The 24,458-nt window shown below is 69.5% G+C and carries 18 protein-coding genes; 12 read left to right on the top strand and 6 right to left on the bottom strand.

Annotated features, from left to right (window positions below; translation table 11 throughout):
* The first annotated feature begins 2 nt into the window (after positions 1-2).
* The 3 genes from AC6I0Y_RS04805 to AC6I0Y_RS04815 all read left to right on the top strand — a co-directional run bounded on the left by AC6I0Y_RS04805 (position 3) and on the right by AC6I0Y_RS04815 (position 2,836).
* Positions 3-362 carry a histidine triad nucleotide-binding protein gene (locus tag AC6I0Y_RS04805; RefSeq protein ID WP_497733421.1) on the top strand — a complete coding sequence of 120 codons (360 nt, stop codon included), beginning with the start codon at positions 3-5 and terminating at the stop codon, positions 360-362.
* Positions 363-459: 97 nt separating this feature from the next.
* Positions 460-1,701 carry an acetate/propionate family kinase gene (locus AC6I0Y_RS04810; protein WP_497733423.1) on the top strand — a complete coding sequence of 414 codons (1,242 nt, stop codon included), beginning with the start codon at positions 460-462 and terminating at the stop codon, positions 1,699-1,701.
* A 1,009-nt stretch (positions 1,702-2,710) separates the two neighbouring features.
* Entirely contained in the window at positions 2,711-2,836 is a 126-nt protein-coding gene (locus tag AC6I0Y_RS04815; protein WP_497733425.1) for an LPXTG cell wall anchor domain-containing protein, read from the top strand.
* Between the two features lie 497 nt (positions 2,837-3,333).
* Here the strand turns inward: AC6I0Y_RS04815 and pta are convergent, their stop codons facing one another.
* The gene (gene pta / locus AC6I0Y_RS04820) at positions 3,334-4,323 is read right to left on the bottom strand and encodes a phosphate acetyltransferase (RefSeq protein ID WP_497733427.1); all 990 of its coding nucleotides are present in this window, start codon (positions 4,321-4,323) and stop codon (positions 3,334-3,336) included.
* Positions 4,324-4,523: 200 nt separating this feature from the next.
* On the opposite strand from pta, the gene glf reads away from it, so the two are divergent.
* Both glf and AC6I0Y_RS04830 read left to right on the top strand, forming a co-directional pair.
* Complete coding sequence (glf, locus tag AC6I0Y_RS04825; RefSeq protein ID WP_160709662.1) at positions 4,524-5,768, top strand: UDP-galactopyranose mutase; 1,245 nt, start codon at positions 4,524-4,526, stop codon at positions 5,766-5,768.
* Positions 5,769-5,774: 6 nt separating this feature from the next.
* Complete coding sequence (locus tag AC6I0Y_RS04830) at positions 5,775-6,794, top strand: glycosyltransferase family 2 protein (RefSeq protein WP_497733430.1); 1,020 nt, start codon at positions 5,775-5,777, stop codon at positions 6,792-6,794.
* A gap of 141 nt (positions 6,795-6,935) precedes the next feature.
* Here the strand turns inward: AC6I0Y_RS04830 and AC6I0Y_RS04835 are convergent, their stop codons facing one another.
* The gene (locus AC6I0Y_RS04835) at positions 6,936-7,769 is read right to left on the bottom strand and encodes a type III pantothenate kinase (protein ID WP_497733432.1); all 834 of its coding nucleotides are present in this window, start codon (positions 7,767-7,769) and stop codon (positions 6,936-6,938) included.
* A gap of 173 nt (positions 7,770-7,942) precedes the next feature.
* Here AC6I0Y_RS04835 and AC6I0Y_RS04840 point away from each other — a divergent pair, with 173 nt between their 5' ends.
* Positions 7,943-9,655, top strand: coding sequence for an OPT/YSL family transporter (locus AC6I0Y_RS04840; RefSeq protein WP_497733434.1), 1,713 nt, complete (start codon positions 7,943-7,945; stop codon positions 9,653-9,655).
* 299 nt (positions 9,656-9,954) lie between these two features.
* On the opposite strand, the gene dinB is transcribed toward AC6I0Y_RS04840, so the two are convergent.
* Together dinB and AC6I0Y_RS04850 are read right to left on the bottom strand one after the other, a co-directional pair.
* A complete protein-coding gene (gene dinB, locus AC6I0Y_RS04845) occupies positions 9,955-11,274 on the bottom strand; it encodes a DNA polymerase IV (protein ID WP_160709654.1) in 1,320 nt (439 codons plus the stop codon).
* Positions 11,275-11,427: 153 nt separating this feature from the next.
* The gene (locus AC6I0Y_RS04850; protein ID WP_497733436.1) at positions 11,428-12,300 is read right to left on the bottom strand and encodes a DegV family protein; all 873 of its coding nucleotides are present in this window, start codon (positions 12,298-12,300) and stop codon (positions 11,428-11,430) included.
* A gap of 366 nt (positions 12,301-12,666) precedes the next feature.
* On the opposite strand from AC6I0Y_RS04850, the gene AC6I0Y_RS04855 reads away from it, so the two are divergent.
* Positions 12,667-13,638, top strand: a complete 972-nt coding sequence (locus AC6I0Y_RS04855; RefSeq protein ID WP_497733438.1) for an IS481 family transposase — start codon at positions 12,667-12,669, stop codon at positions 13,636-13,638.
* Between the two features lie 35 nt (positions 13,639-13,673).
* On the opposite strand, the gene AC6I0Y_RS04860 is transcribed toward AC6I0Y_RS04855, so the two are convergent.
* Together AC6I0Y_RS04860 and AC6I0Y_RS04865 are read right to left on the bottom strand one after the other, a co-directional pair.
* Positions 13,674-14,351 carry a cytochrome c3 family protein gene (locus AC6I0Y_RS04860; RefSeq protein WP_497733440.1) on the bottom strand — a complete coding sequence of 226 codons (678 nt, stop codon included), beginning with the start codon at positions 14,349-14,351 and terminating at the stop codon, positions 13,674-13,676.
* 36 nt (positions 14,352-14,387) lie between these two features.
* Entirely contained in the window at positions 14,388-16,184 is a 1,797-nt protein-coding gene (locus AC6I0Y_RS04865) for an FAD-dependent oxidoreductase (protein ID WP_497733442.1), read from the bottom strand.
* 282 nt (positions 16,185-16,466) lie between these two features.
* On the opposite strand from AC6I0Y_RS04865, the gene AC6I0Y_RS04870 reads away from it, so the two are divergent.
* The 5 genes from AC6I0Y_RS04870 (at position 16,467) to hemH (ending at position 24,453) form a co-directional block, all read left to right on the top strand.
* The gene (locus AC6I0Y_RS04870; RefSeq protein ID WP_497733444.1) at positions 16,467-17,948 is read left to right on the top strand and encodes a helix-turn-helix transcriptional regulator; all 1,482 of its coding nucleotides are present in this window, start codon (positions 16,467-16,469) and stop codon (positions 17,946-17,948) included.
* 994 nt (positions 17,949-18,942) lie between these two features.
* Complete coding sequence (ileS, locus tag AC6I0Y_RS04875) at positions 18,943-21,783, top strand: isoleucine--tRNA ligase (protein WP_160709077.1); 2,841 nt, start codon at positions 18,943-18,945, stop codon at positions 21,781-21,783.
* 147 nt (positions 21,784-21,930) lie between these two features.
* Positions 21,931-22,395, top strand: coding sequence for a signal peptidase II (lspA, locus tag AC6I0Y_RS04880; protein ID WP_370520290.1), 465 nt, complete (start codon positions 21,931-21,933; stop codon positions 22,393-22,395).
* Entirely contained in the window at positions 22,392-23,450 is a 1,059-nt protein-coding gene (locus tag AC6I0Y_RS04885; RefSeq protein WP_160709075.1) for an RluA family pseudouridine synthase, read from the top strand. Before lspA ends, AC6I0Y_RS04885 begins: the two co-directional genes overlap by 4 nt.
* Positions 23,437-24,453: a ferrochelatase gene (gene hemH / locus AC6I0Y_RS04890; protein WP_497733447.1), complete on the top strand. Its 1,017-nt coding sequence runs from the start codon at positions 23,437-23,439 to the stop codon at positions 24,451-24,453. Before AC6I0Y_RS04885 ends, hemH begins: the two co-directional genes overlap by 14 nt.
* Positions 24,454-24,458: the final 5 nt, after the last annotated feature.

The raw sequence follows: 24,458 nt of genomic DNA on the forward strand, positions 1-24,458 counted from the left end.
CCATGCGCAAGGACGACTGCATCTTCTGTAAGATAGCGGCGGGGGAGATCCCCGCGACGAAGGTCTACGAGGACGACGACGTGCTCGCCTTCGAGGACCTGAGTCCGATGATGCCCGTGCACACGCTCATCATCCCCAAAGACCACTATGACAACATTGCCGACAACATCCCCGACGAGGTGATGGGCCGTCTCTTCAACACGGTGGGGAAGGTGGCGCGCTTGAAGGGCGTCGAGGAGGGCGGCTTCCGTGTGGTGGTGAACACCGGCGACGACGCCTGCCAGAGCGTCCACCACGTGCACGTCCACGTGCTCGGCGGCGCGCAGATGAACGACGGCGACCCCTCCTTGAAGGGAGAGTAGGTCCCGCTCGCCGAAAGGGCGCCCCGCGCGCTGGCGCCCTCGGCGCGCCGCCCCCTAGAATTCTCTGCTGTACACTCGAGTCTAAGGGGGCAGGTCGTTGAACGTACTCGTCATCAATGCAGGATCTTCGTCTCTGAAATACCAGCTCGTCAACGTTGAGAGCCAGCAGGTCATGGCCAAGGGAATCTGCGAGCGCGTAGGCTCGGCCGAGGCCTTCCACAAGCACGGCATCGACGACAACGAGGTGGTCATCGACGCGAAGATGGCCGACCACAACGACGCGATGGTCCTCGTGCTCGAGTCGCTTACCTCGGGCCCCACCAAGGCCATCGACTCGCTTGACGAGATCGACGCCGTCGGGCACCGCATCGTCCAGGGCGGCAAGTACTTCGAGCGCTCCGTTCTCATCGACGAGGACGTCATCGCCAAGATCGACGAGCTGGCCGAGCTCGCGCCCCTGCACAACAAGGCGGCGCTCATGGGCATCTACGCCTGCCAGAAGGCCCTGCCGGACAAGCCCATGGTGGCGGTGTTCGACACGTCGTTCTTCCACTCCATGCCGCCGAAGGCCTACATGTACCCGCTGCCCTACGAGCTCTACGAGAAGTACGGCATCCGCAAGTACGGCGCCCACGGCACCTCGCACCGCTATATCGCCGAGCGCGCGGCCGCCTTCATGGACGAGCCGCTTGACGACATCAAGCTCATCACCTGCCACCTGGGCAACGGCTGCTCGATGTCGGCCATCGACCATGGCGTGGCGGTGGACACCTCCATGGGCCTCACGCCGCTCGACGGCCTTATGATGGGCACCCGCTGCGGTGCCATCGATCCGGCCATCGTGCCCTTCGTCATGGAGCACGAGGGGCTTTCCGCCGCAGAGGTCAACGACCTCATGAACAAGAAGAGCGGCCTGCTCGGCATCTCCGGCATCTCCAACGACCTGCGCAGCGTGCGCGACGCCTCCGAGGCCGGCAACGAGCGCGCCCAGCTCGCCTACGACATGTACTCCAACTCGGTCAAGAAGTACATCGGCCAGTACATCGCCGTCATGGGCGGCGTGGACGCCATCGTGCTCACGGCGGGCGTGGGCGAGAACTGCGAGAAGATGCGCCGCATGATCTTCGCCGGTCTCCAGCCGCTCGGCATCGTGCTCGACCTGGAGAAGAACAAGGAGCGCGGCTTCGAGCGCGAGGTCTCGGCCGACAGCTCCCAGGTGCGCATCATCATCATCCCCACCAACGAGGAGCTCATGATCGCCCGCGACACCTTCTACATCATCCGCGAGCGCCAGGTGGCCGAGGCCGAGGGCGTCGACATCCACACCGAGATGCTGTAGCACCGCGCGCCGCGACGCTTTCCGAGGGGCCCGGCATTGCGCCGGGCCCCTCGTGTGTGTGGGTGCCTTGGGACGGCGATGCAGGTGAGCGGGCATGGAGGTGGGGGCGAGAACGTGCGATGGCGAGCGGCGTCGTAGAAGCGAAGGCGCCGCGGTGGGGACGCGAGGGCGAGCCCCCCTCGCGTGACGCTTCCCTGTGGCGCCTGATGCGTGTTTTCTGGCGAGCGATGACGGGTCTGCGACTTCTTTCCGCCCTGAGCTGGATGCGCTGCGGGGATTGCTCGATCGTGACCTGGGGTTTTACCGTGGAAACAGGCGCTGCTTCCCAGGCGGGTCGCGCATGGTTCATCAAAAATGTCGCAGGCCCGTCATCGCTCGCCAAAAAACACGCCATGGGCCGTCCAGTCCCCCCAGGCGCTTTGTTCCGGGGCGCGATACGCGACTCTGGGGGCCGAAGAGGGCGCCGCAGGTTCCTCATGCGCTCGAAGCAGGAGGCTCCCGGTGGCGCGGGCCCTCACGGCCGGCCTTTTCGCATTCACGGTGAAAGAGGCTGGCATTTCGTTGCCGAGTTGTTTACCATGGTGGGCGGCAAGATCGGCAATCACCGAGAGGAACGAGATCATCATGGTCCTACGAGGAGCGGCATTCGAAAAATGCCTCACGGGGGGTGTCTCCTTCTAGGGCTTGCCCTGATGATCGGAGTGCCGGCCCTCGCCGTTGACGAGGCGGCTCCGGCTCCGCCGGAGCAGTCGGCATCCCAAGCAGTGGGGGAGAGCGCCCCCGCGAATCCTGAATCTGCGAATACTGATGACGCGGCCTCCGGGGCGACGATCCCGATGATTCGCCGACGCCGCCGGCCACGGACGACCCGACGGTTCCCGACGATCCCGCAGGGCCCGAGGCCCCCGGTGGTCCTGACGGGCCGCAAGACCCTGTCGATCCGCCGCATCCCGCCGACCCGCCGAACCCGGGCGACGACGCCGGTTCCGCGACGAAGGGGCCCACGGCCGTGCTGACACGCCTGGCGCAGACGGGAGACGGCGCGCTTGCGCTGACATTCGCGGGCTTAGCTGGCGCCGCATCCCTTGCGGCTGCCGCCGCGGCTCTGGCGCGCCGACGCAGCGCCCGACGCTGACGGCTGCCGCACGATGGGGGCTCGGCAGCGTGTCGAGCCCCCATCGCCTAGGCGGCCTGAGGCTGACGACTCGCCAGCTCGGCTCGAGGTGCGGGCTGGCTCGCTTTCGCCCGCTCCATCCACATGAGGTGGGGAGTGGGCGAAAAGAGCGGCCCTTTGCTGCGAGAAAGTGCGGGTCTGCATGGGCGGGGCTCCGGCCGGGGCGCCTTCGAGGCCCGCCAGCTGCGCCCGAAGGCGCGCGACCGGGGCTTTCGCCGAACTTCTGTCGTAGAAGAGGGCCGCCGGGTCTGCATCGACCACGCAGACCCGCACTTTCTCGTCCAGTCCCCGGTGATTCCTCGCCCGAGCGCAGCCCCCCCCGCCGGGCCACCGCGCCGACGTGCCCGGCTTGCCGCGGAGACCGCCGTGCGCGGCAACCGGGCGGCCGGCCCGCGAACGTACGAGGGGCCCGACGTCGCGCCGGGTCCCTCGTGCGTTGCCGGATGTCGCCGCGCGCTCTACCCGCGGGCCTGGGCCTGGACGCAGGTGATGGCGATGACGCCCACGATGTCGGCGGCGGAGCAGCCGCGGGACAGGTCGTTCACCGGGGCGGCGATGCCCTGGGTGATGGGGCCGTAGGCCTCGGCCTTGGCCAGGCGCTGCACGAGCTTGTAGCCGATGTTGCCGGCGTCCAGGTCGGGGAACACGAGCACGTTGGCGTGGCCGGCGACGGGGGAGTCGGGGGCCTTCGACGCGCCCACCTCGGGCACGATGGCGGCGTCGAGCTGCAGCTCGCCGTCGAGCGCCAGCTCCGGCGCCAGCTCACGCGCCAGCGCCGTGGCCTGCACCACCTTGGCCGCGTCGTCGTTGCGCGCCGAGCCGTGGGAGGAGTGCGACAGCAGCGCCACGGCAGGCTCGGTTCCGATGAGCGTGCGCCAGCTGGCTGCCGAGTTCACGGCGATGTGGGCCAGGCGCTCGGCGTCGGGTTGCACCTCCAGGCCGCAGTCGGAGAAGATGAACGTGCCGTCGGCGCCCAGGTCGCAGTCGGGCACCACCATGACGAAGAACGAGCTCACGAGCTTCACGCCCGGCGCCGTCTTGAGGATCTGCAGGCAGGGGCGCAGCACGTCGCCGGTGGCGTGGCAGGCGCCGGCCACCATGCCGTCAGCGCGGCCCGTCTTCACCATCATGACGCCGAAGTAGAGCACGTCGTCCATGAGGGCGTCGGCCTGCTCGGGCGTCATGCCCTTGGCGCGGCGCAGCTCCACGAGCTCGGCGGCCAAGGGCTCGCGCAGCTCAGAGGAGCGCGGGTCGATGACCTGGGCACCGGCCAGGTCGAAGCCGGATGCGGCGATAGCCTCGGCGTCGCCGAGGATGATGAGGTCGGCCACATCGCGAGCGAGGATCTCCTGCGCGGCCTCGAGGGTGCGCGCGTCGTCGCCCTCGGGCAGCACGATGACCTTGCGGTCGGCCTGGGCGCGCTCGATCATGGACTCCAGAAACGTCATGGGCGGTTCCTTTCTCAGGGGTCAGCTTCCCCCAGTGTAGCGGGCGACGATGCGCGCGGGCGCGCGTATTCGGCGGTTTGTATGGTTTGCCTGGGGTTTAGCCAGGTTGGCGCCCGTTGCCGGTAGAATAGGGGAAGTTTTGCCCTGCAAGCGCATGGCGCCCGCCGCGCGGGACGCCCACGAGAGAGGACCTGAACGCCATGGGAGTGCAGTACTCTGCCTTCAAGGACATTGACATCAACGACTTCGACGCCGTGGTGGTGGGCAGCGGCTTTGCCGGCTCCGTCACCGCCCGTCAGCTGGCCGAGCGCGCCGGCATGCGCGTGCTCATCATAGAGAAGCGCCCTCACATCGGCGGCAACATGTACGACGAGAAGGACGAGGCGGGCATCCTCGTGCACCGCTACGGCCCGCACATCTTCCACACCAACTCCCAGCGCGCGTTCAACTACCTGCGTCGGTTCAGCGGCTGGCTGGGCTACCAGCACCACGTGCTGGCCGACTGGTACGGCACCTACCTGCCCGTGCCGTTCAACAAGAACTCCATGGAGATCGCCTTCGGGGAGGAGCGCGCCGCGCACCTCATCGAGAAGCTTGTGGACACCTTCGGCGACGAGCGCAAGGTGACCATCAACGCCCTGCGCGAGCAGGACGACCCGGAGCTGGCGGAAATCGCCGACTTCGTGTACAAGAACGTCTTCCTCTACTACACGCAGAAGCAGTGGGGGCTCACGCCGGAGGAGGTCGATCCGTCGGTGACCGCCCGCGTGCCCGTGTTCATCTCGCGCGATGACCGCTACTTCCAGGACACCTACCAGGGCATGCCGCAGGACGGCTACACGGTGCTCTTCGAGAACCTGCTCGACTTCCCCGGCATCGAGGTGTGCCTGAACACCGAGGCCGAGTCCGTGTTCGAGCTGGAGTTCGAGGACGATTCCGAGGACGCGCCGCTTTCCGCCATCAAGCTGCATGGCCGTCGCTTCGACGGGCCCATCATCTACACCGGCCCGCTCGACGAGCTGTTCCTGGCCCGCTTCGGCCGCCTGCCCTACCGTAGCCTCGACTTCGTCTACGAGACCTACGACCAGGAGTACAAGCTGCCCTGCGGCACGGTGAACTACACGGTGACCGAGGACTACACGCGCATCACGGAGTTCAAGCACCTGACCTGCCAGAAGTCCGACAAGACCACCATCATGAAGGAGTACTCGCGGGCCTACGAGAACCCGGCGGAGCAGACGCCTTACTACGCCATCATCAACCCGGAGAACCACGCTCACTACCAGCGCTACCGCAAGCTCACCGAGTCGCTGCCCAACTTCTACCCGCTGGGCCGCTTGGCCGAGTACCGCTACTACAACATGGACAACATCGTCGATCTGGCGCTTGACCTGTCCGACAAGCTCATCGCCGAGGCCGGCGAGGGCGCGCACGAGGCGGAGTAGGGCGCCATGAAGACCGTCAGCTTCGCCGTTCCCTGCTACAACTCCGCGGAGTACATGGACAAGTGCATCGAGTCGCTCGTCGTGCTTGGCGATGACGTGGAGGTCATCATCGTCGACGACGGCTCTTTGAAAGACGACACGCCGGCCAAGGCCGACCAGTGGGAGCGCGAGCATCCGGGCAAGGTGCGCGCCATCCACCAGGAGAACGGCGGCCACGGTGCGGCCGTGAACGCGGGCCTGGCCGCTGCGCGCGGGCGCTACTTCAAGGTGGTCGACTCCGACGACTGGCTCGACGCGGACGCCATGGAGCCCATCATGCGCTACCTGCGCCGCCAAGCCGAGCTCAAGGAGCCTACCGACCTGGTCATCGCCAACTACGTCTACGAGAAGGTGCACGAGGGCGCCCGCACCATCATGCACTACAAGAACGTCTTCCCCGAGGGCCGCGAGTTCGGCTGGGGCGACGTGGGGCGCTTCGGGCCGAGCCAGTACCTGCTCATGCACTCGGTCATCTACCGCACCGAGCTTCTGCGCGACATGGGCCTGGAGCTGCCGCGCCACTGCTTCTACGTGGACAACATCTTCGTCTACGAGCCGCTGCCGCACGTGCAGACCATGCGCTACTTCGACGAGGACATGTACCGCTACTTCATCGGCCGCGAGGACCAGTCGGTCAACGAGACGGTGATGATGGGCCGCGTGGACCAGCAGCTGCGCGTGACGCGCCAGATGATCGACGCGGTGGACGTCATGGCCATCGAGGAGAAGCGCCTGCGCCACTACTTGCAGAACTACCTGTCCATGATGATGTGCATCTGCTCGGTGTTCCTGCGCATGCGCAACACCCCCGAAGACGAGCAGAAGCTGGCCGACATCTGGGCCTACCTGAAGGCGGCCGACCTGTCGCTCTACCGTCGCATTCGCTCGAACGCGCTCAACGTGGGAACGAACCTTCCCACCGACCTGGGCCGGCGCGTCGGCCTGGGCGGCTACCACATCGCGCAGAAGCTGTTCAAGTTCAACTAGCGTCCCAGCCTCGATCGCGCTTGCCTGGCGGCCCCGGCCTCGTGCCGGGGCCGCTTTGCGTGTCCGGCGGTGCGGGAGTCGGCGGGGTGGCGGGGGCGCTCGGCAGGTGCCGCGCGGGTCGTCGGCCTGGGCGTCGGGACGCTAGCGGGGCTTGCGGTTGAGGGCGTGGAGGCGCACGAGGCCGCGCAGGGCGAGGGTCTCGTCCACCGCAGCCTCGTGACGCAGGAGCCCGGTGATGAGGCCGGCGTCCTCCCCGGAGAGCACGAGGGCCGGCTCGCAGCCGAGCGACTCGGCGATCAGCGCGGCGAGCCCGTCGAGGCGCGCCGCCTCGCCCCAGACGATGCCGGCGCGCATGGCCTCAGCGGTGCTGCGGCCCACGAGGGCCTCCGGCGCGCGCACCTCCACCTCGGGCAGGCGTGCCGCCTCAGCGGCGAGTGCGCGGGCGCCGAGGCCCAGGCCCGGCATGATGAGGCCTCCGGCGAAGGCGCCCTCCTCGTCGATGACCTCGACGGTGGTGGCGACGCCCAGGTCGACGACGATGAGCGGCGCGCCGTAGGTCTCGCGCGCGGCCACGAGGTCGGCGATGCGATCGGCGCCGACCTCGCCTGGGTCCTTGTAGCCCATGCGCAGGCCCGTCTTGACGCCCGGCCCCACCACGAGGGGGCGCTGTCCGGTGAGCCGGCGGGCGGCGCCGGCCCAGGAGCCGGTGAGGGCGGGCACTACCGAGGCGAGGGCCGCATCAGCAGGGCGCTCGGCGGCGGCGCGGGCCACCTCGTCCGGCAGCGCGTCGCCGAGTGGCGCGGCCAGCCCCTCGCGCGCCGCCCGCAGGAAGCCGTCGAGCGCGAGGAGCGCCTCGTCCTCGGTGGCCGCCGGGGTGCTCGCCAGCTCCCAGCGGGCGAGCAGGCGCCCGTCTCGGGCGAGCCCGACCTGCACGACGGCGTTGCCGATGTCCACTGCCAAGAGGGTGCCTGCCACTGTTCTGTCCTTTCCGCGTGCGCCGCCTTGCCGGCGCGTTCGTCACCCGATTTTCCCACATCTGGCGCCTGCGCGCCGCGGGGAGGGCGTGCTGCGTCCTATAATGGGCGACGTCTGCGAGGTAACCCGACTCCCCGACGGAGGGGGAGCGGATATACGGAACGGAGATAACCATGAGAGACCTCAAGGGTCAGCTGACCCTGCGGGGCGTCGTCGTCGGCTGCGTCGGCTGCGTCGTCATCACCGCGTCGTCCGTCTACGTCGCCCTGCGCATGGGCGCGCTTCCCTGGCCCATCATCTTCGCGGCCATCGTATCGCTGTTCTTCCTGCGCGCGCTTAGTCGGGGAAGGGCCTCGCTCAACGAGGCGAACGTCACCCACACCGTCATGTCCTCGGGCGCCATGGTGGCCGGCGGCCTGGCCTTCACCATCCCCGGCGCGTGGATGCTCGGGCTGGCGGACGACGTATCCCTGGCGGATCTGGCCCTCATCGCGCTCGGGGGCGTGGCGCTCGGCCTCATCGGCTCGGTGCTGCTGCGCCGCCACTTCGTCGAGGAGGCGGCCCTCGAGTTCCCCATCGGCCAGGCGGCGGCCCAGACGCTCAAGGCCGGCGATGCCGGGGGCGCCACGGGGCGGCGGCTCTTTGGCGCCATGGGCGCGGCGGGCCTCTACGCGCTTCTGCGCGACGGACTGGGGGTCATCCCCTCGATGCTGGCGACGCTGCCCATCCCCGGCGTGACCTTCGGCATCTACAACTCGCCGCTGTCGCTGGCGGTGGGCTTTTTGGTGGGCACCGCGGCGGTGGTCGTGTGGTTCGTCGGCGCGGTGATCGCCAACTTCGGCATCATCGTGGGCGCCCCGGCCCTCGGTCTGTGCGACGTGGCCACGGCCCAGGGCATCGTGTCGAGCTTGGGCATGGGGCTCATGATGGGCAGCGGCGTGGCGGTCATCGTCAAGGACGTGCTGCCGCGCGGCGTGGGCGGCCTGCGCCGCGCCCTGGCGGCTCGCCGGGATGCGGAGGGGCTCAGGGGCCCTACGGCCGCGGGCGCGGCGGGGCGCGCTGCCAGTTCCGGGCGCCGGCGCGCAACAGGGCTCGGGGTGCTCGCGGCCGCCGGCATCGGCCTTGTGGCGGCGCTGGGACTCGGGCTGCCGGTAGGGCCGGCCGTGGCCGTGGTGCTTCTCGCGTTCGTGGCGGCGGCCATGGCGGCCCAGTCGGTGGGCCAGACGGGCATCGACCCGCTTGAGATATTCGGGCTCATCGTCATGCTGCTGGTGGCGGCCTTCGCCGAGGTGGCCACGGTGCAGCTGTTCTTCATCGCGGCCCTCGTGGCCGTGGCCGCAGGGCTGGCCGGTGACGTGATGAACGACTTCAAGGCTGGCCAGGTGCTCGGCACCAGCCCCCGCGCCCAGTGGGTGGGCCAGGCCATCGGCGGCGTGGTGGGCGCGCTCGTGGCGGTGGGCGCCATGGGGGCGCTTCTGGCCGGCTATGGCCCCGACGCCTTTGGGCCGGGCCACGAGTTCGTGGCGGCCCAGGCCTCGGTGGTGGCCATCATGGTGGGCGGCGTGCCGCATGGGCCCGCCTTCGCCGTGGGCCTGGCCGCGGGCTTCGTGCTCTACCTGGTCGGGTTCCCCGCCATGATGCTGGGGCTCGGCGTCTACCTACCGTTCTACCTGTCGCTGACCGGCTTTCTCGGCGCCCTGGCGAAGGTGGCCTACGACCGGGTGGGTGCCTGGCGCCGCCGCGGCCTGTCGCCCGAGGAGCGCGCCCGGGCCGAGGCGGACGCGGTCGACCGGGGGCTCATCATCGCCTCGGGCCTCATGGGCGGCGAGTCGGTCGTGGGCATCGTGCTGGCCATGATCGTCGCCGCAGGCGCGCTCGCGGGCTAGCGCAGCGGTGCCGCAGCCACTTTTCGTCGCGAAGATGGCAGTAATCGGCGTTTTGGTACGGTGGGTGAGCCGCTTCACGCTGGTTTTTGCATCTGCCCCTGTCAAGCAGAGCGCGTTATGCCAGGTCACGGTTGCTCATGGGTAACTTATTCGCGAGTCTCGCGTCCTCTGACCGTACCAAAACGCCAATCTGTGCCAAAAAGAGCGTGAAAGCTGGCAGTGGCGTCGCGGCGCATCCCCCCGTTGGGCACCCTGGCGTCGCGCGATGCGTGCGCCGTGCGGCCCGTTGCCCGTCGCGCCTACTTGTAGTCGGCGGGGTTCTTCGTGGACGAGCCGGTGGTGTTGGACTCGTTGCGCAGCTCGTGGCCGAAGCGCACGGCGCCCTCGCCGAACTTGTCCTTGAGCGCATCGGTGGCGGCCAGGAGGCCGCGCCGGCGTGCCTCGTCCTTGAGCGCGGGACGCTTGGCGCGTCCGGCCTCGTCGCCGCCCTCGCGCGCGTCGAGCTCCTCGTCGGTGAAGAGCGCCTCCTGCACCACGTCCTCCGGCTTGAAGCCGGCCATGCCCACGCCGAGCAGGCGCACCTTGATACCGGGGCGCCACACCTCGTCGAGCATCTCGTAGAGCAGCGGCGTGTAGGCCAGCTCATCGTCGGTGGGGTGCGCGAGCCGACGCTGGACGGAGCGCGTGGTGCGGTCGTCGTAGCGGATGCGGATGGAGAGCGTGCGGCCGGCGAGTCCCTTGCGGCGCAGGCGGCGGCCCACCTTGGCGCCCATGGTGGCCAGCGCCGCCTCGATGTCGGCGCGCTCGGTGAGGTCGCGGGCGAAGGTCATCTCGTTGGAGACCGACTTCACCTCGTCGTCCACCTCCACCGGCGACTCGTCGGCCCCGGCGGCGCGGGCGCGCATCATGGCGGCGTTCTTTCCGAACACCCGCCGCAGGAGCGCCTCGTCGGCGGCGGCCATCTCCCCCAGGGTGCGCACGCCGCGCGCGGTGAGCGCCGCCTCAGCTGCCGGTCCCACGCCGCTCAGGTCGCGCACGGGCAGCGGCCCCAAGAAGGCCGCCTCGCCGCCGGGGTAGCACACGGTGAGGCCGCGCGGCTTGTCCATGTCCGAGGCGATCTTGGCCACCGACTTGGTGGTGCCGACGCCGATGGAGCACGTAACGCCCAGCTCCTCCACGCGCGCCTGGATGCGGCGCGCCACCAGCACAGGGTGCTCGGCGTTGACGCGGGTGGGGGAGACGTCCACGAAGGCCTCGTCGATGGAGACCTGCTGGACGTGGGGCGTCTCGTCACGCAGGATGCCCATGATGGCCGACGACATCTGCCGGTAGCGGTCGTGGTGGCCGTGGGTCCAGATGGCATCGGGGCAGAGCCGCTGTGCCATCGAGGCGGGCATGGCGCTGCGCACGCCGAACGCGCGCGCCTCGTAGGAGCAGGTGGAAACGACGCCGTGCTTGTCGGCGTCACCGCCCACGATGACGGGCTTGCCGCGCCAGCCGGGGTGGTCGAGCTGCTCGACGGAGGCGAAGAACGCGTCGAGGTCGACGAGCAGGATGGCCGGCCCCTCCCAGGGGGGAAGCAGGGCCTCCAGGCCCGGTATGCCGGCGTGCTTGCTCATGGGGACATGGTACGCCATCGGGGCGCCCGCGAGGCGGGAGATGCGGCCTTTTCTGCTCGCAGACACGCTGCGGCCTGGCTTTGCGCTGCTGGCAGATGTCGCCGAGGGCGCAAGGCCGGGCCGCAGGGGCAACCGAGCTGGGGGCGAGAGGGCCTAGCGGTGATCGGCCAGGAAGAACAGGGCCATGGTGCCCGGGCCGGAATGCGCGCCGATGACCGGGTCCACGTAGTTGATGACGATGTCGGTGACGCCGAAGCGCTCCCGCACGAGGTCAGCCACGTACTCGGCGTCCTCCCGGCAGTCGCCGTGGGTGATGAACACCGTCTGCTCGGCCACAGGCGCGTCGGCCGTGGCCTCCATGTGATCCACCAGCGCCTTGAGCGACTTCTTGCGGCCGCGTACCTTCTCGAGCGGGATGAGGTGCCCCTCGTCGTCTACGTGCATGACCGGCTTGATGTTGAGCAGGGTGCCTGCCCAGGCGCTCGTCTTGGACACGCGTCCGCCGCGGAACAGGAACATGAGGTCGTCCACGGTGAACCAGTGGGCCAGCTTGAGCTTGTTGTCCTCCAGCCAGCGGTGCACCTCCTCGATGGAGGCGCCGTCGCGGGCCAGGGTGGCGGCGTGCCACACCAAGAGCCCCTCGCCGCCGGACGCGGCCAGCGTGTCCACGGTGAGCACCGTGCGCTCGGGGAACTCCTGGGCCAGCTGGCCGAGGAGCAGGTCGATCTCCTGGAAGGTGCCGGAAAGGCCGCTCGAGAACCCGATATAGAGCACGTCCTTGCCCGCGGTCAGCAGCCCGCGCAGCAGCTCCTCGGACTCGGCCATGTTGGGCAGCGAGGTGGTGATGACCTTGCCCTCGCGCATCATGGCGTAGAACTGGGCCAGGTCGGTGTGCTCGCCCTTGAGGTAGCTGTGGTACTGCTCGCCGTCCACCATGAACGACAGGGGAAGGATGTGCAGCCCGAACTCGTCGATCATGCCCTCGATGAGGTTGGAGCTGGAGTCGGTGACGATCTCGAATGCCATGGGGCGAATCTCCTCTCGCAGGTCGGCGCGCTCCCCGCGATGCCTTGCGCGCCCGAACGTCTCAGGGGGCTATTCTAACCCAACGAAGGCGCCCTCGGGTGACGTTTGTTCTACAGTCGCACCCCTTGGTGGGGCGTAACGGCCGCTCCGGGGCCAGCGGCCGTTACGCGGGGGCGGTTCGGGCAGCGGGGGCGATGGGGCAGGCGCCCTCGCGCCGCTCGCAAAAGACGAGCCGGCCCGCCGGGAGGGATGGCGGGCCGGCCTAGGTGTTTAGTGCCAAGACGTTGTTTACATCCGGGTGGTGACAAATAGGGAGGCCTCCGCCAAGCTGTGAGTTGTCTAGATTCGCAGCGAAGGGGGCCTCCCATGCTATCGCATCCTAACGCAAAGCTGACCCCGAGGGGGCGGGAAACCCTCGTTTCCCGCATAGAATCCGGCGTCGGCGTGGCCGACGCCGCCCGCCAGATGGGCGTCAGCCGCCAGACCGCGTGCAAGTGGCTGCGCCGCAGCCGGCGCGGCGAGGGGCTGGCGGACCGCAGCAGCCGGCCGCGCAGGCTCGCCAGGCTCACGCCGCCCGACGCCGAGGAGCGCGTCGCCGAGGCCCGCGCGTCCATGCTGCTCGCGCCGCTCGCGCTGGCGGCGGCCACCGGCGTCCCCGCCCGCACCTGCGCCAGGATAGTGGCCCGCCGCGGGATGCCGCGCCTCGCCGACGTAGACCGCGTGACCGGCGAGGTCCGGCGCCGCGGCCCCGCGACGCCGGTGCGCTACGAGCGCGAGGCCCCCGGCGAGCTGCTGCACGTCGACGTCAAGAAGGTGGCCCGCGTCCCCGACGGCGGGGGCTGGCGGGCGCGCGGCCGCGCCGGCCGGCCGAGGCCGGGGGCGGGCACGGCGTGCCTGCACGTCGCCGTCGACGACTTCAGCCGCGTGGCCTACGCCGAGCTGCTGCCCGACGAGCGCAAGGGCACCTGCGCGGCCTTCATGGGCCGCTGCCTGGGCTTCTTCGGGGAGATGGGCGTCTCGGTCGAGCGCGTGATGACCGACAACGGGCCGGGCTACCGCAGCGGCGAGTTCAACGCGCTGCTCGAGGGGCGCGGGGTCCGCCACGTCTACACGAGGCCCTTCAGCCCCTGGCAGAACGGCAAGGTCGAGCGCATGAACCGCACGCTCGCCCAGGAGTGGCAGTACGGCAGGGCGTGGGAGAGCGAGGCGGGGAGGGCCGCCGCCCTCCCCGCCTTCATCGAGCATTATAATTGGGACAGGCCGCACAGCGCCTGCGGGGGCCTGCCGCCCATGTCGCGCATCGTCGGCGTAAACAACCTATTGGCACACAACACCTAGGCCGCGGGAAGGTCGCGGCAGCGAGGGGTGCGGGGCTAGCGGATGATCAGCTGATCCTGCTCATCGGGGGTGATCCAGCCGTCGGGCAGTGCCGCCTCGTTATGGCAGTCGGCGCACACCATCACCGAGGCGCGGTGCCCCTTGTGGCAGTCGCTGCAGGCGCGCTCGCCGTGCTGGGCCACGTGGGGGTTGAAGGCCAGGTCGGCTGTGGCCTCGGTCAGCTGGGCGCGCGTGGTGAGCGCCTCGCCGTCGGCCGTCACATGGCAGCCGCTCTTCAGGCAGAACTCGTCGGCGTCCATGCCGGAGGCCTCGGTTAGCTGGTCGAGGTCGGCCTCCACCAGCGGGTAGACGTAGTCGCCGCTCACCCAGCTGCCAAGCTCGGAGACCTGCTCGGCCAGGGTGGGCACGTGGCAGTCCATGCAGGTCTTGCCCTCCACGCGGTGGGTGACGGCCAGCATGGCGTTGGTGTTGGACACCTCGTTCATCCACTTGTCGGTGCCGGGCGCATCGGCTTGCTCGTCGTAGGTCTCCAGGTAGGGATCCATGGGGACGTGGCAGATGGCCGCGCAGAAGCTCGGCTGCTCATGCCACACCCACAGTCCCGCGCCGGCGATGATCGCCACGGCGACCACGACGGCGGCGATGACAGGACCGCGCTTGCGCGGCTTCTTGGCGGCGGGGGCCGCCGTGGCGGCCTCGTTCTCTTCGCTCATCGCTCCTCCTTTCTCAGGGGTTGTCGTGGCTGGCGGCTAGCCGAGGAACTCGGCGACGGACTTGCCGCACTCGCGGCCGAGCACCATGGCGAAGGCGATGGACACACCGGGGATGGGCGTGACGTACTCGGTGCCGAAGCGGCGGCCGCAGTCGTTGCCGGACACGTAGAGGCCGGGGATGGGCTCGTAGTTGGCGTCCACGGCATTCTGCTCGCCGTCGGTGATGATGCCGCCCATGGTGACCATGGTCTCGCCCAGCTCCGGATCGAAGGTGCAGGCGTAGAAGGGGCCGTCCTTGACGGGGAAGAGCACCTGCGGGTCGCGGCCGAACTCGGCGTCCACGCCGGCGTCGCAGTAGCCGTTCCAGCGCTCCATCTGGGCCAGGAACGCCGCGGCCTCGTCGCCCTCCAGGCCCATCTGGGCAGCCAGGCCCTCAAGGGTGTCGTCGGCGATCCACTCGACGGAGGTCATAGGGCCGCCCGGCCCTCCCGGCCCGCCTTCGCCCTCGGTCTTCTCCGGCTCCACGTAGGTGCCGTTGAACTTGGCGTAGGCGGTGTCGAGCGCCTCACGCAGCGACTGGATGTTGGCCTCGGAGGCGGTGAAGCCGGCGTGCTGGGGCAGGGTGTACTGGCGGTAGGTGGTGAAGTTGTTGTCCACCACGGCGAACTTCGTCTTGCGGCTCATGAAGGTGGTCTGGTAGCCGCGCTGCTCGGAAGTGGGGTAGTACTCGTTGCAGAAGCGCTTGCCGTGCTCGTCCACCCACACGGCCTGGGGCAGGCAGTTCATCTTGCCGGGGACGGAGAGCCCCTTCATGTTCATGCCGGCGACGGGCGTGGTCTCCAGGTGCGCGCCGGCCCAGTAGGCCATCTGCACGCCGCGGCCGTCGTTGGCCGACATGGAGGAAAGGCTCTCGCCCTCCACCAGGGCCTGGGCCATGTCCGGCATGAAGTAGGCCATCATGTTGGGGTTGCCGCCCATGCCGCCGCAGGTGATGACCACCGCGCGGCAGTTCACCTTTATGTAGCCGTCGGCGTCCTTGGCCACGATGCCGGCCACTGCGCCGTCCTCCATGATGACGTACTCGGCCGAGGTGCCGAAGAGGAACTCCGCGCCGTGCTGCTTGGCGATGTCGTGGTTCATGCCGACGATCTTGGTCTGGTTGCACTCGCCGTAGAAGCTGCACACGCTCGGCCAGAACTTGATGCCCGACAGCTCGCTCATCTGATGCTCGGTGGGCGGGAAGAACGCCGTGGTCATGGTCTCGTAGTCGGCGGCGGTCAAGGGCTCCAGGTACCAGTTGGAGTTGGCCTCGGAGTTCTGGGCGAACTTCATCACGAGCGCGGGGTTGGGCATGTTGGACGTGATCTTCATGAAGTTCTGGTAGAACTCCACCGGGTCGATGGCCGGCACGCCGCGCTCCTTGAGGATGGCGGCGTTGAGCGAGGCGAACTCGTTGCCGGTGGCCGCGTAGGTGTCCTCCGGCTGCTTCTCGATGACGACGACCTTCTTGCCCTGCTCGGCCAGCTCGCGGCTGGCGGCCGTGCCGGCGAAGCCGAGGCCGGCCACCACCACATCGCAGTCGATCTCCTTGGCGAAGCTGGTCACCTCCTCCGGCGGGTTCATCCAGCTCGTGTCGGTGACGTTGTGCACGTCGGACGCCGCGCCTGTGCGGTTGGCCTCGCCGTAGGTCATCGAGTTGCCCTCGATGAAGCGCGCCTTCGGGGCGCAGCCGGCCAGCCCCGCTCCGGCGGCCAGGGCGGCCGCGGTGGCGCCCAGCCCGAGGAACGCGCGGCGGGACAGGCCCTCCTGCGCGGTTTTCTCTTCGTTGCCCATCTCAGTCCCTTCCTCTCCCTTTTCCTTGTTTCTGCGAGGTGCGTGCGGCCTTGGCGCAGGCCGGCCGCCGGACGCCTCCTCGGCCCCTCATGATGCCCTCGGCGGGGCGCGCCGCGTAATCGCAGGAATGCGGTAAAGGCGCCAAAACCCCCTCGCGGAAATGGGGTATATGGATGAAGTTCCAGGTCAGATATGGTGCCTTGGGTTGACTTCTCCAGCGCGCCGGGGCGTCGGGGCGCTTATACTGGCACGAGGGAAAAGCGGTGTCAGGGAGGGGATGCCATGGATGCGCCGAGGGGCCTGAGGCCCGACTTGCTGTTCTTCGCGGCGTTCTTCGCCACGCTGCCACTGTACTCTCCCAACCTGACGCTGTTCCAAGACGGCTTTGCGGCGGCCGAGGAGCTCATGGGCCCCTTCGTTCAATCGATGCTGGTCACTGCAGCCCTGGCTGGCGTGGCGCTCGCGCTGGCGTCGTCGCGTCGGGGCGGGGCTGTCTTTCTCGGGGCTCCTGCCGTCGTGGGCGGCAGCCTGTTCTACGTCGGTGGCTACGGGCTGTTCGCCGCCCAGCTGGTTTTGGGGTGGGGCGCGGGGCCGGCGGCTATCCTGGCCGGCGCCGCCGTGGCCCTGGGGGCTGCGGAGCTCTGCGTGGCCTGGGGCGCGCTGCTGTCGTGCCTGGGCCTGCGCGCGGCGCTGCTGTGCCTGGCGCTCACCGTGGGCGGCGGCTCGGTGATCGAGCTGCTCGTATCCACGGTGCCCGCCGCCGTGGGCGCGGGCGTGTTCGCGCTGCTGCTCGCGGCCGGCGTCGCCGTGCCCTGCGCCCGGGCCTTGGCCGGGCGCCTCGAGGCGGACCTGACGGGGGAGGGGGCCGCGTTGGCCGCCGACGCCGCAGCCGCGGAGGAGGCGGAGGGCGGGGTCGCGGAGGAGGCGCTCACCGTGCGTCGCCGCGACGGCGAGTCGTTCCCGGCCCTCGTGCGGCGCATGGTGGCGGTGGTGGCGGTGCCCCTGGCGGGGCTGCTCGTGCTGGGCTACATCACCGGCGTGCGCAAGTTCATGATGTTCGACATGGTCTACATGGAGACGGTGGGCGGGGTGCTGGCGGCCCTCATCGCGGTGCCCCTGTGTATGGCCCGCACGCGCCGGCCGCTCCTGCCCTTCTTCCACCAGCTGATCCTGCCCTCCTTCGCCCTCGTGCTCATCGTGCTCAACAGCTTCCCCGAGGCCACGCTGCCTCTGTGGTTCGCCGCGTGGCTCACCTACGTGTTCTTCGCGCTGGTGGGCATCTTGGCCTTGGCGGGCCTGTGCGCCATGGCCCACGCGCGCGAGTTTCCGCCGGCGCTCATCTACGGGCTCGCGGTGGCGGGCTACGCGGCGGTGTCGCTGCTGGGCATCTTCAGTGGCACTACAGCGCCCTTCCAGGCTCATAACGGCGGGCCGGCCCTGCTGGTGGTGAGCACGCTGTACTTCGCGTTTCTGCTGGCGGCGGGTCTGACGGCCGGCTGGCGCAGCGGCGAGCGCGCCAGCGCCCCGGACGCGAGCACCGCCTTGGCCGAGCGCTGCGAGCGCGCCGCTCGGGAGGCGGGGCTCTCGCCGCGGGAGGGCGAGATCCTCGGCTACCTGGGCCGCGGTCACAGCGTGGCGTTCATCGCCAAGACCCTCGTCATATCCGAGAGCACGGTGCGCACCCACGTGAAGAGCATCTATCGCAAGCTCGGCGTCACTTCGCGTGAGGATCTCATCCGCTTCATCGACGAGGAGCGTGCTTAGCGCGACTTCCTGGCCAATTTGCCTATGGTTTACGCATGGCGGGGTCTCGTTTCGGCGTAAAGCGTGGCGAAAATGGCCAAAATCGCGTTTTTTGAGGTCTTAGGCTGCGTAAACCGTGACGAGAATGGCCAGAAAGTCGTGGGGCGGATGCGCTTCGGGAGGGGGCGGGTGCTGGGCCGGGTGCGCGCCGGGGAGCCAGGTGCGCGCTGGGGTGCGTCGGGGGTGGCTGGGCATGCGCCCGGAGGGCATCTGCGGGGAGCCAGACGCGCTGGGGGTATCTGGGTCGTACGGGCAAGTTGGGCGGGAGGGGAGGCAGGCTGCCCGCCCGTAGCGCCCGCGTGCCCAGCGCGCCCGCGTACCGCCGGGCTGCGACTGCCCACCCCCGCGCCCGCGTGCCGCCAGGCTGCCCACCCGCGCGCTCCGTGCTGGCCGAGCCGTCCGCCCGTAGCGCTCGCAACGTCCGCGCGTCCGCGTACCGCCGGGCTGCCCACGCCTTGCCACGTCCCGCCATCCGCGCCTTTTCGCGCCCGCCATGCAAATTCGGACGGTTTTGCACCCATCGGCCGCCCTTTGCCTTCGCCGGCCGGCTCATCGTATCGCCCTTTCCAACGCCAACCAGGGGAAACGACGATCCTCCCCGGGCTCCGGTTCGCCTGCTGGCGGCATCAAGGGTGCAAAACCGTCCGAATTTGCAGAAGCGGCGGTTATTTCCAAGGATCGGGCCTCGCGCCGCGTTTTGCGCGCAGCCGCCGACCGGTGCCTCGCGCCCGCGCATCTCCTGGCAACCCGCGTCCCTCGTTTGCCGGGTGGTCGGCCGCCGCCCGGCGGGCCCCTCCGCCGGCGCGCGGTTTTTCAGCGCAGCCGGGCGCTTGGCGTGGCGCAGGCACGCCCGTTCGCCTATACTGATCAAGTTTGAGACTCCAAGGGGACGGGCGCCACGGGCGCGGCCCCTCGCAGAGAACGCACGAGACCTCGGATAAGGATGGGACGCAAGGTGGGCAACAGCTACAAGGAGACGATGAACCTCCCCCAGACCGACTTCGCCATGAGGGGCAACCTCCCCCAGAAGGAGCCGGCGCGTCTGGAGCGGTGGCAGGAGATGGACCTCTACCACAAGGTACTCGAGAAGAATCGCGACGGCCGGCCGTTCGTGCTGCATGACGGCCCGCCCTATGCCAACGGCCCCATCCACATCGGTCACGCCTTTAATAAGATCCTCAAGGACTTCGTGGTGAAGAGCCATGCTCAGCGCGGTTACTTCAGCCCCTATGTCCCTGGCTGGGATTGCCATGGCCAGCCCATCGAGCACATGGTGGAGGTGACGCTCGGCAAGGAGAAGATGGCCGAGATCGACCAGCCCACCCTGCGCCGCCTGTGCCGCGAGTGGGCCGAGCGCTACGTGGACGTGCAGCGCGAGGGCTTCAAGCGCCTCGGCGTCAACGCCGAGTGGGACAACCCCTACCTCACCTTCACGCCGGACTACGAGGCCGGCAACGTCGAGCTGTTCCGCGATATGTATCTGCGCGGATCGGTCTACCGCGGACGCAAGCCCATCCACTGGTGCAAGCGCTGCCACACCGCGCTCGCTGAGGCGGAGATCGAGTACGGTGACGAGGTGTCGCCCTCCATCTTCGTGAAGTTCAAGCTCGACCTCATGCCGGGCGTGTTCGAGGCCAACGGCGCCGCGGGCGATGCCTTCGTGCTCATCTGGACCACCACTCCCTGGACGCTGCCGGCCAACACCGCCGTGTCCCTGGCCCCCGACGCCGACTACGTGATGGTGCAGGTAGCCGGCGACAACCTGATCATGGCGCGCGACCTGGTGGAGTCGGTGGCCGAGGTGGCCGGCTGGGAAGGCTGGGAGCTCGTCGTTGATGAGGCGCGCGAGCCGGTCGTGCTCAAGGGCAAGCAGCTCTTCGGGCTCACCTACACCTGCCCCATTCGCCAGGACCTCAAGGGCACCGTCATCTACGGCGACCACGTGACGCTCGACACGGGCACCGGCGCCGTGCACACGGCTCCCGGCCACGGCCAGGACGACTACCTCGTGGCGCTCGAGTTCGACATCCCGCTGCTCATGCCGGTCGACGACGACGGCCGCCTCACCGACGAGGCCGGGCGCTTCGCCGGGCTCGACACCGACGAGGCCAACCCCGTCATCATCGACTGGCTGCGCGAGCAGGGGACTCTCGTGGCGGAGAAGAAGATCAACCACTCCTACCCGCACTGCTGGCGCTGCCATCAGCCGGTCATCTTCCGCGCCACCGACCAGTGGTTCGTCTCGATGGACGAGAACTCCCTGCGCGAGGATGCGCTGCGCGCCATCAACTCCGAGGTGCGCTTCGTGCCCGACTGGGCTAAGAACCGCATCGGCTCCATGGTGGCCGACCGCCCCGACTGGTGCATCTCGCGCCAGCGCTCGTGGGGCGTGCCCATTCCCGTGTTCAAGTGCGCCAAGTGCGGCTCCACCGTGGCCGACGAGGCCACCTTCGACGCGGTCATCGAGCTGTTCAAGACGGAGGGCGCCGACGCCTGGTTTACCCGCGAGCCGTCCGAGTACCTGCCCCGTACCGCGAAGTGCCCGAAGTGCGGCGGTGCCGAGCTTGTGCCCGAGAAGGACATCCTCGACGTGTGGTGGGAGTCTGGCGTGTCGCACACGAGCGTGCTCAAGCATCGCGCCGGCGAGGGCCTGCGCTTCCCGGCCGACCTCTACCTGGAGGGCTCTGACCAGCATCGCGGCTGGTTCCAGAGCTCGCTGCTCACGTCGGTGGGCGCCTACGGCGTGCCGCCGTACAAGTCGGTCATGCACTGCGGGTTCACCGTGGACGAGGATGGGCGCAAGATGTCGAAGTCCCTTGGCAACGGCGTGGATCCGGCCGAGGTCATGGACAAGTTCGGCGCCGACGTGCTGCGCCTGTGGGTGTCTTCGGTGGACTACTCCCAGGACGTGTCCATCTCCGACGGCATCTTGAAGCAGGTCTCTGACGCCTACCGCCGCTTCCGCAACACCTTCCGCTTCCTGCTGGGCAACCTGGCCGACCTCGAGACCTTCGACATCGTGGTGGACTGGGACGAGCTCGAGCCCATCGACCAGTGGCAGATGGTGCGCACGCTGGAGCTGGTGGCCGAGGTTGAGGCCGCCTACGAGGCGCTGCGCTTCAACGTCGTGTACCGCGCGCTCTACGAGTACGTGAACGACCTGTCGGCCGTCTACATGGACGTGACCAAGGATCGCCTCTACTCCGAGGCGCCCGGCTCGCCGCGCCGTCGCGCCGCCCAGACGGTGCTGCTGAACATCCTCGAGGTGCTCGTGCGCGTGATGGCGCCCATCATCTCGTTCACCGCAGACGAGGTGTGGGATCACTACCCGCCGGCTCTGCGCGCGCAGGACGACCGCCCGGAGTCCGTCCAGCTGGCCGGATGGCCCACGCCCTCGGACTTCTGCCCGGAGCTGCCGGCCGACGCCGGCGCCCAGGTGGCCGCGTTCGGCGAGGTGATGGCCGTGCGCGATGTGGTGACGAAGGCGCTCGAGGACGCGCGTGCCGCCAAGGTGATCGGCAAGAGCCAGGAGGCGGCGCTTACCGTGGAGGCGCCGGCCGCCGTGGTGGCCACGGCCTCCGGCTTCGATCCGGCCGTGTTCGAGGAGCTCTTCATCGTGGCATCGGTGGCTTTCGTCGAGGGCGACGGCGACGAGGTGGCGGCCACGGTGGCCGTCGCCGAGGGCGAGAAGTGCCCGCGCTGCTGGAACATCCGCGCGCTCGGCGGCAACGCCGCGCACCCGGACGTGTGCGAGCGCTGCGGGGACGCCCTGGACGCCATCGGGTTCGAGGGCTAGGCGCCGGTGGCGGCTGGCAAGGCGCATCGGGGCGGGCACGGCGCGACAGGCGGCGGGGGCGAGGGACGGCCTCCCGCGCCTGTCGCCAACGCGCGCTCAGGCGCGCCCGCAGCGCCGCGGCCGCGCCCGTCCCGCCGCGGCCGCAACGTGGCGCTGTTCGTGCCCGTGGCCGTCGTGTGGGTTATGCTCGACCTGGCCGTGAAGGCGTGGTTCAACCAGTTTCCCGCCGGGACGGTGGTCGTCGGGCCCCTCGCGGGGCTCGTCCGGTTCCGCGTGGCGCACAACACCGGCGGCGCCTGGGGGATGTTCGGGGACGCCACCATCGTGCTCGGCGTGCTCTCGCTCGCCGTGTGCGCGGGCCTGCTCGGCTACGTGCTGCTCTCTCGACGCGCGACGGCGGGAGAGGCGCTCGGCGCCGCGCTCGTGTTCGCCGGAGGCCTCGGCAATGCCGTCGACCGGTTCACGCTGGGCTACGTGGTGGACTTCATCGACCCCGTGTTCATCGACTTTCCCACGTTCAACGTCGCCGACATCGGCGTGACCTGCGGATTCGTTATCTTCTTCGCCGCCCTTTTCCTGAGGGCCCATCGTGAGGAGGCTGAGGCGCGATGACGAGATCGCTCTGCCACATCGTCGCCGCCGAGGACGCGGGCAGCCGCCTGGACGCGCTCTGCGCCCAGCGGGGGCTCTACGCGAGCCGCTCGGCTGCCGCGCGCGCCATCGACGAGGGGCGCGTGTTCGTGAACGGCGCCGCCGTCTCCAAGAAGCATGCGGTGACGGCGGGGGACACGGTGGTCTACGAGGTGGACGAGGAGCCGTCGCGCACGCCGCTCGTGGGCCAGCCCATCGACCTGGACATCCGCTTCGAGGACGACGACATGATCGTGCTGTCCAAGCAGGTGGGGCTTGTGTGCCACCCGGCGGCCGACCATGTGGACGGCACGCTCGTCAACGCGCTCATCTGGCACTGCGGCGAAGAGCACCTGTGCAGCGTCCAGGGCGAGGACGACCGCCTGGGCATCGTGCACCGGCTCGATCGCGACACGAGCGGCCTCATGCTGGCCGCCAAGACCGACGCGGCCGGCTACGTGCTCATGGAGGACATCCGCGCCCGCGCCATCGACCGCCACTACCTGGCCCTCGTCCATGGCGTCATGGCCCACGACACGGGCATGATCGACGCGCCCATCGCGCGCGCCGCCAACGAGCGCACCCGCATGGCCGTGCGCGACGTGCCGAGCGCGCGTGAGGCCATCACCACCTTCCGCGCGCTCGAGCGCTTCGAGGCCGGCCCCCATGACGACGGCTACACGCTCATCGAGTGCAAGCTGTTCACCGGCCGCACCCACCAGATTCGCGTGCACATGCAGTACACGCGCCATCCCATCGTGGGCGACCCGGTCTACACGGCTAACGGCCCGAAGGATCCCCGCGCCCAGCTGGGTCTCGAGCGTCAGTTCCTGCACTCCTACAGCATCCGCTTCGCCCATCCTGTGACGGGCGAGGAACTCTCGTTCGCGGACAACCTGCCGCGCGACTTGCGCGAGGCGCTCGACGCCCTGGCTCCGCGCAGCCGCGGGCTGACCGAGGCCGGGCGCGAGGTGGCGGCCCTCCTGGCCGCATCGCCCACGCCGTCGGTGGAAGGGAGCGTCTATGGGCCTGCGTAGGAAGCCGGAGCCCGTCCCCGGGCGTGTGGGGGTGCTGCTCGTGAACACGGGCACGCCTGATGCGCCCACGCCGCGCGCGGTACGGCGCTACCTGGCGCGGTTCCTCATGGATCGCCGTATCCGCCCCATGAACGCCTTGGGCTGGTGGCTCATCCTGCACGTGGGCATCCTGCCCAAGCGCGGCGTGGCCTCGGCGGAGAAGTACGCGGCCATCTGGACGGACGAGGGGTCGCCGCTCGCCGTGACCCAGGCCCGCCTCGCGCGCGGGCTTGACGAGTGGTACCGCGCCGAGGGCGCCGACGTGGTGGTGCGCCAGGCCATGAGCTACGGGCAGCCCACGCTGCCCGCCGCCCTGCGCGAGCTGCGCGCGGCCGGCTGCGCGCGCGTGGTGGTGCTGCCCCTCTACCCGCAGAGCGCCTTCTCCACCACTGGCGCCGCCTCCGACGGCGTGGCGCGCGCCCTGCGCCGCATCCGGTGGGACGTGCCCTGCGAGGTGGTGCCCGACTACCACGACGATCCCGTCTACGTCCGTGCCATCGCCGCCTCCGTCGTCAACGCTGGCTACGACTCCTCAACGGAGTCCGACGATCGGCTGCTGTTCTCGTTTCACTCCATCCCGCTTACCGACATCGAGGCGGGCGACACCTATGAGCTGCAGGCCGGTGCCACCGCGCTCGCCGTCGCCGGCGAGCTGGGGATCGACCGGCGTCGCTGGACCATCGGCTACCAGTGCCGCTTCGACAAGGGACGCACGTGGCTGTCGCCCTTCACCCGCTCGACGCTGGCCACCTGGGCCGAGGCCGCGCCCGACCCACGTGTGTTCCTCGTCTGCCCCAACTTCGCCATCGACTGCCTGGAGACGCTCTACGACGTGAAGTGCGAGCTGCGGCCCGAGTACCTGGAGGCCGGCGGCCGGCGGCTGACCTACGTGCCGTGCCTGGGCGCGAGCCGGGCGCACCTGCGGGTGCTCGCCCATGTGCTTGAGCCCTACCTGGGCGTCTGAGAGGA

This window comes from Adlercreutzia sp. St.1H8, assembly GCF_059728655.1.